The organism is Archaeoglobus sp. UBA230 (assembly GCA_002507545.1).
Taxonomy (GTDB): Archaea; Halobacteriota; Archaeoglobi; order Archaeoglobales; family Archaeoglobaceae; genus Archaeoglobus.
Map to the genome: position 1 here is coordinate 1 of DAVR01000050.1, position 11219 is coordinate 11219.

General features: G+C 44.5%; 11 protein-coding genes. 5 read left to right on the plus strand and 6 right to left on the minus strand.

What is annotated here, in order from left to right:
- The 3 genes from BP688_RS13340 to BP688_RS13350 form a co-directional block, all read right to left on the minus strand.
- On the minus strand, positions 1 to 1405 hold a 1405-nt coding region (locus BP688_RS13340; protein ID WP_290624700.1), incomplete at its 3' end, for a hypothetical protein.
- 11 nt (positions 1406 to 1416) lie between these two features.
- Positions 1417 to 2013, minus strand: a complete 597-nt coding sequence (locus BP688_RS13345; RefSeq protein ID WP_290624702.1) for a hypothetical protein — start codon at positions 2011 to 2013, stop codon at positions 1417 to 1419.
- A gap of 48 nt (positions 2014 to 2061) precedes the next feature.
- Positions 2062 to 3276, minus strand: a complete 1215-nt coding sequence (locus BP688_RS13350; protein WP_290596632.1) for a hypothetical protein — start codon at positions 3274 to 3276, stop codon at positions 2062 to 2064.
- A gap of 185 nt (positions 3277 to 3461) precedes the next feature.
- On the opposite strand from BP688_RS13350, the gene BP688_RS13355 reads away from it, so the two are divergent.
- The 3 genes from BP688_RS13355 to BP688_RS13365 are packed head-to-tail and all read left to right on the plus strand — an operon-like array spanning position 3462 to position 5465.
- Positions 3462 to 3692, plus strand: coding sequence for a hypothetical protein (locus BP688_RS13355; protein ID WP_290624704.1), 231 nt, complete (start codon positions 3462 to 3464; stop codon positions 3690 to 3692).
- Positions 3683 to 5287, plus strand: coding sequence for a WD40/YVTN/BNR-like repeat-containing protein (locus BP688_RS13360; protein WP_290623787.1), 1605 nt, complete (start codon positions 3683 to 3685; stop codon positions 5285 to 5287). Before BP688_RS13355 ends, BP688_RS13360 begins: the two co-directional genes overlap by 10 nt.
- Complete coding sequence (locus BP688_RS13365) at positions 5196 to 5465, plus strand: hypothetical protein (RefSeq protein WP_290623789.1); 270 nt, start codon at positions 5196 to 5198, stop codon at positions 5463 to 5465. Before BP688_RS13360 ends, BP688_RS13365 begins: the two co-directional genes overlap by 92 nt.
- A 119-nt stretch (positions 5466 to 5584) precedes the next feature.
- Here the strand turns inward: BP688_RS13365 and BP688_RS13370 are convergent, their stop codons facing one another.
- Genes BP688_RS13370 through BP688_RS13380 form a run of 3 tightly spaced genes read right to left on the minus strand, consistent with a single transcriptional unit; the run spans position 5585 to position 8623 of the window.
- A complete protein-coding gene (locus tag BP688_RS13370; protein WP_290597129.1) occupies positions 5585 to 6859 on the minus strand; it encodes a thiolase family protein in 1275 nt (424 codons plus the stop codon).
- A 37-nt stretch (positions 6860 to 6896) separates the two neighbouring features.
- On the minus strand, positions 6897 to 7445 hold the full coding sequence (locus BP688_RS13375; protein ID WP_290597130.1) for a UbiX family flavin prenyltransferase: 549 nt from the start codon (positions 7443 to 7445) through the stop codon (positions 6897 to 6899).
- Positions 7445 to 8623, minus strand: coding sequence for a tubulin/FtsZ family protein (locus tag BP688_RS13380; protein WP_290597131.1), 1179 nt, complete (start codon positions 8621 to 8623; stop codon positions 7445 to 7447). Before BP688_RS13380 ends, BP688_RS13375 begins: the two co-directional genes overlap by 1 nt.
- A gap of 131 nt (positions 8624 to 8754) precedes the next feature.
- On the opposite strand from BP688_RS13380, the gene lysS reads away from it, so the two are divergent.
- Both lysS and BP688_RS13390 read left to right on the plus strand, forming a co-directional pair.
- Positions 8755 to 10245, plus strand: coding sequence for a lysine--tRNA ligase (gene lysS, locus BP688_RS13385; protein ID WP_290597132.1), 1491 nt, complete (start codon positions 8755 to 8757; stop codon positions 10243 to 10245).
- Complete coding sequence (locus BP688_RS13390) at positions 10232 to 11215, plus strand: radical SAM protein (RefSeq protein WP_290597133.1); 984 nt, start codon at positions 10232 to 10234, stop codon at positions 11213 to 11215. The genes lysS and BP688_RS13390 overlap by 14 nt, the downstream gene beginning before the upstream one ends.
- The last annotated feature ends 4 nt before the right edge of the window (positions 11216 to 11219 follow it).

The following is an 11219-nucleotide window of genomic DNA, read 5'->3' on the forward strand; positions in this document are numbered from 1 at the left end:
CAATTAGCACTATAAGCAACACTGCCGCCGCTCCGATTGCTAATTTCTCCGTGTCGCTCAGATTAGCCCACCAGTCGCCCACGCTGCCACCGCCGCCGCTGATAGTCTGCATTTCGAGATAGCGGTTGTAAAGCTCGTTAAGCTTAGCAAGCTCATCGTAAATCTTCTGGATGTCTCCACTGTGATCAACATAACGCTCAAAGGTTGTGTTCTGTAGCTTGTTACCGTCCTTATCCCTGAGATCAACAACTGTGAAGTTATAACCCTGCAAATCATAAAGTTGCCCGTTCTCATCTATGAAATACCACAAACGCAAAGGATCAGCCGTATAGGTCTTATTAACTTCAAGTGTACCGCTCCAATCTGTGAACAAAATTCCGCTGAGTGTTGTCCCATTTACGACAATTGTAACTGTCTTGTTGAGCCCTGACAGATTAAGACCTGATAAAGCTAATTCTGCTGCCGCATATCCATAATAACCCGTCGTCTCTGCATCATTGTTTATCTGCGTAGCCAACGTCACAGGATCGAGAAGTTCAGTAAAATTCCCACTCGTGAACAAATCATAAGTCAAACTATCCACATACACTTCTAAATTGTCTGCAACTTGCTGATAAGCCCCGCAATAGCTGTTTAATGCGCTCTTATATTGCGTCTCTAAATCTCCAATTCTCTGGTCAGTGTAGCCCGCCGCCTTAGGGACGTCATAATATATTGTAAAGTCATTACACGTGTAACTCTTTGTTTGCATTGTAACCAAAGCGTTAACATCATCTGTTACAAAAGTTCCATCTCGCTCATAACCGCTCGCTTGTGCTGATAAAGTTATTTCTGTGCCACTTTCAACTGTTACAAATGTAAAGAAGTCAATATAACTGCTTTGCGCTGTTGCCGTATTTCTTGCCTGAATTGCAAGATTCTTAACAGTAAAATACCACGCCCACGAAGACTCATTCATATCTACAGTCGGATTTTTTGTAGCATTGATATAGTATTGCTTAAGCTTGTCCCTTGCGGTAGTTTTAGCTTTTATCAAAGCTGTTGTAAAATCTGTCCCGTTATTTAGTTCTTCGTTTATTGTTTTTAGTGCATAATATTTAACTAAAGTCCATGCCCAAGGCTTTGTTTGATTACCTACATCTTTTGAGAATTGCAAACTTGCATTACGGCTTAATGTGTAGCTGTTTATTATATAATCTGCATTGTTCTCGCTTAAATTTAGATTTTGTGTTACAGTCTGATTAATTTCTTCAAGCTGTGCTATTTTTTGCTGTAGTCCGAGTATGTAGTATGCTATAGAACCGATTACACCTAAACCGCCCAATCCTACCAACATTGGAGCTATTGCTGAAGCTCCCGTAATCATAAAAAGTAAAATGAAAGCTGTTGCCACCTTTTTGTTCATATTATCCCTCCTCAGTCTTGTGTAGCAACAACTATTGCTGAAGCTACTGAAATCCCCCAGAGAAGTAGCTTGTAATTGCTGTCGGTCAAATAGCTGCTTATATCAATTCCCAGCCCTACAAGATATCCTGCTGCTGCCAACGGAAGCACAACAGCCACAATTAAAGCCACTCCCTCAAGCCCTGTAAACTTGATTTTCTTGCCTTTCTTCCCGCTGCCCATAACTACAAGCACGCTACCTATGCAGATTAGCCAGCTAAAGTCCACAAGAAACTGCAGTTGCTCACCAAGATCCGCAACATTAAACACCGCAAGGGCCGCAAGAATATACAGCCCAATAAAAGCCAATTCCACAAATCCAACCGTTCCTTTCTTCGCCACTTTAACCATCCCTCTACCACCTCTTCCAAACAAACTCTCATATTTCCAAACTCTCAACACTACCGCTACAATCACCGCCAGAACGCCAAGAACAACCGGGATTGTCCCCATACTGTCCGTTACCCACTGTTTTATGTAGTCCCCAGCAATTGCATCAACGAAAATCTCAGCTACAACCATCAGAAGCACAAACAGTGCTAAGTCTCCCTTGTTCACTTGGCGGCTCATCCAAAACAGATAATAGGTTGGTGGTATATAAAAAGGTCAAAAAACAGATTAACTCTCTCCTTTCAGAAACTCTTTCAGAACAGGCAAAGCTTCAGGATCTTCCATGGCTATCTCCATAAATGCCTTTACAGCCTTTTCCAACTTTTCCAGTTTCTTTTTCAGCTCTTGATTTTCAAGCACCACGGCCTCAAGAGCTTTGTTAAATTCAGCTCTAACCTCCTGCTTTGCTCTTTCAATCGCTTCGGCTCCCACGTTAGATAAGATGTTCAAAACTGGTTCTACCTTCATGTACTCTTGCCTGAACCACTCCACATCATACTCTGGGCTTTTATCATAGCCAAGTTTATCAATCACATGCCCGAGGAAAAACTCAGAAGCTACGGCATTAACGCCGTGCAATGTGCACAAACTCTTGAAAAGATCTCTGAATTCATGCAAATGAACATGATAACGGTTAAGGCCATTTGGCTTTATTATTTCAAGTCTCTTTGCTATCTTAGTAAGCATATTTCCGAGAAGCCGAGAAGTTAAAGGCACGTATTCTTTCTTTCGCCTGTTATAAACAACAAACAACTCCTCTCTATCACACTCAGGCCTCTCCTTCAACCACGCCTTTATAAGAACCTTCGAATCTCCACCTAAAAACGTGTAATACTTCTTTATTTCCGTTCTGCTAACTTTAGACCTGAACAAATCAACTCTTACAGGCTCATCCGAATCGAGCTTATCAACAATCTGATACCACGCATAACTGTTAAACTGATCATACTCCGAAGCTCCCAAAGCTCCCTGAAAACAAACCATAAATGCTGCCTTATACGGTTGCGGTGCATGGATTATAATCTCCCTTAACTCCTCAATAGTCAAAGCAGGCAACGTCAAAGCCCTAAGTTTATCCGCTTCACTTGGCTGAAAAACCCTGTTTAACTCCTGCCTTGATGGCCTCGGTAAATCAGCCCTATAATACTCATAAAAGCTCCTTACAGCTTGATACCTGTTTCTCCTATCCTTAACACCAGTTCCTAAGCCTTTAATATATTCAAGAAGGACATCCAAATGCCTGTAAAGTGTTTCACGATCACCATTCTGTGCCTCTCTTATCATCTCTTCCGCTGAACTCCAATAACCTTTCTCTTCAACCCAATCCAGGTATCTCAGTAGATTATAAACGTAATTCCTCGCTGTTGTAGGCCTCAAATCGTAAGCCCACTTTTTAACGCACTCTTCTTCTATTCTAAAAGACTCAACACCCTTGTAGGGCATGGAAATATTGTATCAGTATTACCATTTATTTTTTTCTGAACCCATGCCGATATGTATTAGTATCCCACCGGCCCCACTTCGATATGAGCTGTTATCGTTTCCTTAACTTTCTTTTCCAACTTAGATACTGGAATTTCACACACGTCCGTTAAAAAGGTATATATAAACTAACCACAGTTAACAGTATGCAAATGGCGAAATGCATCTTGGTGGTACTCGTTATAGTGCTCGTCTTTTTTGCAGCCGGATGTGTTTCGCCATACGAAAAGCAGAAGCCAGAAAAAGGTCTAAAGGTCAAACCGTCAAAATCTCCCTCATCTCCTAAACCATCACAACCCAAGAAGCCAGAAAAAGGAATGAGGTTTCGGGCATTTGGACTCAGCTTAGGGGGCTGGATGGAGGAGACATGCACGTAGTCAGATCTGTGAATGGAATATTGTTCGTTTCTCATGGATTTTCTGGAGTATGGAGGAGCGAGGATGGTGGTAAAAGCTGGGAAATTGTAAACCAGAATGATTTTGTTGACATCCACTTCTACGATGTGGAAGAGTTTGAAGGCTGGATATATGCTGCATCCAGTAAGGGAATCTGGAAAAGCAGCGATAGTGGCAAAACATGGCAGAAGGTGCATACCGGAGCCTCAGAGATAGATGATGGGAAATATCTCGTCGTTTCCCTTGCAGTTTATCAGAACAAGCTGTTCTTCACCGCTGTTCTCGATAAACCGTACAGGAAAGGGATAGTTGGAGGTGGTATGCTGTTTTATCTCGAAAATGGAAGAGCTGTAAAATTCACAGCTCCAGCAAATGATGAAATACTTGTGGAGGCTAAGGACCCTTACCTTTTCCTGTCAAGTCGTAGCTCTGGTCTTTATGTTTACGACGGAAAGTGGAGGAGGATTCTGGATACCGGAACTGCGTGGGTGTATGTGGATGAAAACTATGACCTCTACATCGGAACGTTTGAAGACTACTACTATATTGGCAGGTTTGACGGCAAATCATGGAAATTCGAACATGTGACGCTGAACGTTGACACGGCAAACACAATCTTCTACTTCATAAAACCAGACCCGGTAAATAAGAACAGATTGTGGTTTGGAGCTGGAGGAATATCCTCCTTCTACTTATTCTCAGGAAGGGGTAAGGCCTCGTCGTTCGTAGGTGTCGGGTGCTGGGATGGTAGCAGGCTTTACGATGTCACGCTAAATCCAAACTATGCAATGAGTCTGGCCTTTTACGATGGTGGAACTGTCAGTACTGCATGTGGACAAGCTACAAAGCAGGCGTTTATAACCCAGGGTGGTAAAAACTCGGTAATGAAGACTGAAGACGGGGGCAGAACTTGGAGGCAATCCTATGATGGTGTTTACGGAGATACCGTTAATGCAATAAACATCCTAAATACCGGAATTTACAGGGGCAGTATTGTCATTACAGCTGTTTCCGGAATTGAGGTAGCAACAAACCACGGCGACTCACTACTGGATGTTGATTTTACAATTGATAAAGTGGGTGGGGCACTGCCCGGTTACTCGTGGTGTGCCGCATCTCTCAATGAAGAGATTGAGGGAAGGTACGACTTGCTCATCTCCACCGGCTACCTAAGTCCGTACAAGGGGGATGGTGTGTTTGCCGTGGATGTGTCATGCCTGCAGAGCAAAGGAAGAAAGTGCATCAAGAGACTGGTTGACGGAGCACATTACGAAATGGTCGTTTTCAATGGCAAGCTCTATGCAGGAAGCATGGATTCAGGGGTTAGTGTGCTTGACCTCAACACTCTACATCTCTCAAAGATTGAACTCGGATATGCTGCACCGCTGGTAAGGGTGTTTGACGGTAAGCTTTACGCTGGAACTTACAGAGGAAAGTTTGTTGGGATGGGTGGCGGTGGGAGGGAAGCGAAGGGGGGAAGTTTACGTGTGCGACGATACATGCAGGGTTGTTTACGACGGGTATGCTATCTCGTTCTTCGTAAACGATGGGGAAGTTCTGATACTGTCGAAAGATAGGACAGGATACAAGCTCGTTTACAAGTACGGTTCTGCAGAGAAAGAAATAAGGCTAAACGACAAGACATTCACGGATATGGTTGTTGACTGGAGCAGGAGGGTTGTGTTCCTCTCTACATATGGCGATGGCGTTTTCTACACGACGCTTGATGAGATCAAGAAGGGGGCGTCACGTTGACAGCAATAAACGATGGATTGCTAACACTCAAAATCAGGAATCTTGCCTATGATGGTCAGTATCTGTTTGCAGGAACGCAGGGATGTTCAGTATGCTTAATTATTCATAAAATAAAGAAATTAGACTCTCTCGACAACCATGGCCATACCTTGCCCTCCGCCAATACATAGCGAAGCTAAACCGTAATCCACACCCCTCCTCTCCATTTCATACATGAGAGTTGTGACTATTCTCGCTCCCGTGCATCCGATAGGATGACCGAGTGATATTCCACTCCCGTTAACGTTGACGATATCCATGTCGAGGTTGAGCTCTTTAATGCAGGCCAGTGCCTGTGCTGCAAAAGCCTCATTAAGCTCCACAAGTCCAATGTCTTTGATTTCAAGTCCTGCTTTTTTCAAAGCTTTTCTTATAGCAGGAATTGGACCAAGACCCATATAGGCAGGGTCTATGGCGGCAGAGGCGACCGACACGATCCTGACCTTCGCATCAAGCCCACAGTCCTTTGCGTATTTCTCATCCATAACAAGCACCGCTGCAGCACCATCGTTCACACCGCTCGCATTTCCTGCCGTCACCGTCCCATCCTTCTTGAAAACTGGGGGTAACTTTGCCAGCTTTTCGAGGCTCGTATCTCTGCGTGGATGTTCGTCTGTATCAACAACAACTGTTCCCTTCTTCTGTTTGACTTCGACCGGTATAATCTCCTGAGCAAATTTGCCCCCATCTATTGCTCTTACCGCCCGCATATGACTTTCGTATGCGAGTTCATCCTGCTCTTCCCTACTTATTCCGTACTTCTCAGCTATATTCTCCGCTGTTATTCCCATGTGATATCCGTAAAACTTCTCCCAGAGCCCATCATAAACAAGCAGGTCAATTATTTCATCAACAGCGTTAACGGACATCCTGTACCCCCATCTTGCCTTTGGCAGGGCATAGGGAGTGTTGCTCATACTTTCCATCCCACCCGCTATTATGGCACTGGCATCCCCGCTCTCTACGGTGTGATTGGCCAAGGCTATAGCCTTCAAACCACTCGCACACACTTTGTTAACAGTAAACGCTGGAATTTCCTTTGGAATGCCTGCCAGTATTGATGCTTGTCTCGCAGGATTCTGTCCCTGACCTGCCTGTAACACGTTGCCCATTATCACCTCATCAATCTCCATTTCCAAGCCATCGTAGGCGTAAGCAGATTCAAGTTCAATTCTGCCCTTGGGCAATTTCTCAGGATAAAATTCGATTGATTCAGCCGTTGGTTTTGGCGCTATACCAAGTTTCATCACTAATCCTTTTATAGCCACTGCACCAAGCTCATAAGCCTTTACGTCTCTCAGACTACCCCCAAATCTTCCGACAGGAGTTCTGATTGCTCCAACAATTACAGCCATGGAGTCGCTTATATCCCAAAAAGAAAAACTTTGCCATTTACCCCCATCTCTGGTAATCTACATCAACACCCAACAACTCTACAATTCTTGAAACGGTATGGTTGATAAGATCATCAATCGTTTTTGGCCTTGTGTATAAGGACAGAACTGGTGGAAAAATGACCGCTCCAATTTCAGAGAGTCTCGTAAGAGTTCTGAGGTGTCCCGAGTGGAGAGGAGTCTCTCTAACCGCAAGAACCAATCTTCTACGCTCCTTCAGAGTCACATCAGCAGCCCTTGTGATTAAATTGTCAGCTATCCCGTAGGCAATAGATGATGCGGTTTTGATGCTGCATGGCACAATTGCCATGCCATCATGTCTGAAGCTTCCGCTGGCAAAAGGCGCAGCAATCTCGTCTTCATCATAGTATCTGGTTGAAATTTCTCTCACGTAGCTCTCATCGTACTCTGTCTCCGCCTTCAGCGTAATCTTCGCCGCTCTTGACGCCACTGCGTAAACTTCCGCTCCACTCTCAATCAACTTCTCAATCAACCTGATACCGAGTATCTGCCCTGATGCTCCCGTTAGAGCTACAATAAACCTCATTAAATCAGTGGCTCGATATCTTCATCGAATAGCTCAATCGTTTTGGCCATCCTAATCTTCTCAGCCTCCTCTGCCCCCTCTTTGGCTTCGGCAGCGAGTCTCTGCAATTCCTTAACTCTTGGGATTTCTGTAACGTTGGCAAGCAGAACAAGAGATGCTACATATCTTGTTCTTCTTGTTGGATAATCTCCAGCCCTGACTTCAACTCCTGCGATCTGGTCTTCGAGCCACAGCTTTGCCTTTTCCAACCCCTTCCTGTCCAAGTGTTCTGGTGGCCCAGCAACGAGAATTAGGGCTCTTTCAGCGCTCCGTATGTTACATGGAATCGTCAATCTGCCGAGTGCCGCCCTTCTAACGAGTGTGGCAATCTTCATTGGCTTGTCGTTCTCTATTGTTTCGAGCTCTTCTTCGCTTTTCTTCCCAAAAAAGAGAAAACCCTTCTTTTTCTTTTTCTCGGAGGACTCTGCAAGGGTTGTTGCGTATCCTATTGAAGATATTCCCCCTCCCCTGAGAGTATTGATAACTTCGCTGCTATCAACGACCATCTCTCCAACGATATCTTCTTCAATTGGCTCTCCAGCTCTTGCGAGCAGAGCAAGCCTTCTGACGATCTCTTCGTTTATTTTTCCGAAAGACTCCTTCAGACTTGTACCCTCAAACTTCCAAGCTCCGTTATCCACAAGAATCAAGTTGTCAACATACTTCAGCATCGAGATCATGCTTCTTGCTGCGTTCAGTGAATACAGCTTCCCCTCCTCAGGAGCCGGAAGAATCCCCACGGCATAAACGGGTTCGGAATACATTTCGGAGAGATATTTAGCCAGAACCGGTGCTCCGCCACTTCCAGTTCCACCGCCAAGACCTGAAATTATAAGAAAAGCATCCATGTCGTGAGTCCCTCTTTCATCAATCGCGTTGAGTATTGTTTCAATTTCATCCTGAGCTATCTTGGCCCCAAGCTTGTTGTCAGTCCCTACACCATGACCCTTTACAACCGTCTGCCCGATTAAGATACGATCTTGAACCGGAACGTGCTTTAAACCCATTAAATCGGTTCTTGCAGTATTGACCGCGAGCCACCTCATTCTGATATTTGACCCTCTCCTCTTTTCATTTTCAATAAACATGTCAAGTATTTTTCCTCCAGCCTGCCCGAAGCCTATGATGAAAAATCTCATCCAGTACCACCTCTTCGGTAAGATTAAATCTACTATTTATTTAAACCTTTTTCTACTCTCTGCTGTAATGCCGTGTTCCTTTCATGTCCTGAAAAGGCAAGTTTAAAAACAGCATTGCCGAAAGCAGAGCGATGCACTGGGCAGATGTTATTGCCTTAGAGCTACAGAGAAGAGGAGGGAGTCACAGAATTGCTACTGGTATATCACCGTCAGGGCACATACATCTTGGTAATCTGAGAGAGATGGTGACAGCAGATGCAATAAGGAGAGCTTTGCTTGATGCCGGTGGTGAAGCAGAGATAGTTTACATTGCAGACGACTTTGACCCCCTGAGAAAGAGGTATCCCTTTCTCCCTCAGAAATATGAGGAGTATGTGGGTATGCCCCTCTGCAGAATTCCAGACCCAGATGGATGTCATGAATCCTATTCGGAGCATTTTCTCGAACCATTTCTGGAATCTCTTGAGATTCTCGGCATACCTGTTGAAATCAAAAGAGCGTGTCAGATGTACAGTGAAGGGCTTTATGAGGAGAAAATAAGGATTGCTTTGCAGAAGAGAGATGAAATCGCAAGAATCGTTGCCGAAGTAACTGGTAGAGAACTTGAAGAGGATTGGTATCCATTCATGCCCCTTTGTGAGAAATGTGGGCGGATAAATTCAACGAAAGTTGTCGGATTTGATGATGACTGGATATATTATGAATGCAAATGTGGACATGGTGGGAGAGCCTCATACAGAGGGGGAGGAAAGCTTACATGGAGGGTTGACTGGGCTGCAAGATGGAAGATTCTTAGAATAACATGTGAACCCTTTGGTAAAGACCATGCTGCTGCTGGTGGGAGTTACGATACAGGAAAGAGGATTTCTAAAGAAATTTTCAATTATGAGCCGCCTTATCCAGTCCCCTACGAGTGGGTGCATCTGAAAGGCGTTGGTGCTATGAAAAGTTCGAAGGGAATAGTTATTCCCGTAAGGGAAATGATCGAAATAATACCACCTGAAATTGTACGATACGTCACAATAAGGGTGAAGCCTGAGAGGCATATCGAGTTTGATCCAAGTGCAGGTTTGCTTGACATAATAGACGAGTTTGAAGAGAAGGTAAAAGAGGGAGACAGAAGTGTTGAGCTGAGCTTTGTGAGCGATGTTGTGTACTCTGCCATTCCATTTCGCCATCTTGTGGTTGTCGGTCAGATCGCCAAATGGGATGTTGATAAGGTAATTGAAATACTTGGAAGGACGGGATACAAAATTGATGAAACCGCAAAGCAGGATGTTGAGAGGAGAGTAGTGTATGCGAAAAGGTGGCTCGAAAAGTATGCCCCTGAGAGGATGAAGTTTGAAATTGCGGATGAAGTCACATCTGAATTCAGCGAGGATGAAAAGAAGTTCCTGAAGGAATATTCGGAAAGGCTTGAGGAGGACATGACCCCTGAAGAAATTCACAGCCTTGTTTACGATGTTGCAAGGTCCCTCAATATTAAGCCGTCAAAGGCTTTTCAGACCATATACAAGGCAATACTCAACAAGACATATGGCCCAAGAGCAGGATATTTTATAAAATCTCTTGGGATTGGCTGGGTTAAAGAAAGATTCAGGCAATGTTATGAGAAGGATTGAAGCCGGAAGCTACTACAGTTACCTTCCAGAAGGATGCAAGTTATGCAGAAAGGGGGCAAAGCTCGTTCTGTTTGTAACTGGCCTGTGCAACAATAGATGCTTTTACTGCCCAGTCTCCAAAGCCAAATTCGGGAGTGATGTTATATACGCGAATGAAAGGGAGGTGAAGTCGGCCAAAGACTTTCTCGAAGAGGCAGACTTGATGGGAGCAGAAGGAATCGCGGTAACAGGTGGCGAACCTCTGCTTAAACTCGAAAGGGTTAGAGAGTTTGTCAGCATTGCAAAGAAGCTTGACATGCATGTCCACCTTTACACTGCCATCCCAGCAGATGAAGAAAAGCTTAGAAAGCTCAGCGCGGTAGATGAGATCAGATTCCATCCTCCTGAACTGATGAACCCTGACGCTTATGTTGAGCCAATTAAGACCTCCAAGAAGCTTGGAATGGATGCTGGTTTTGAAATTCCGGCTGTAAGATTTGAAAAGAGGATTGTTGAAATCGTGAATGAGACTGATGCCTTTCTGAACGTGAACCAGCTTGAGGTCAGTGAAAGCAACTGGAAACACGTTGTTGAGAGAGGTTACAGGGTGAAGGACTACTACGTGGAGAACCAAGATGTTGTTAGAGAATATGAAAAGGCAAACAAATTCCACTACTGCAGCGCGCGGTTCAAGGATGTTGCCCAGTTCAGAAGAAGGCTGATAAGGATGGCGATGAACCACCCTGAATTCTACGCTGTAACAAGGGATGGTACAATTATCTGCTGCAGGATCGAGGGAGATTTAGACCTTGCCGAGAGAATTCTGAGCAAGTGGGAGGTTGAATACCTTAGGTTTGAGGAGTATATTGAAACCTCCCCCGATATTGAAGTAGAAATTAGAGAAGCTTTAAAATCTGAAGGGTTGAAATTGAGCTTGGTCGAGAGATATCCGACCTCAAACAGATTGGTGGTTGAACTAACAGAAATCTGAGGTC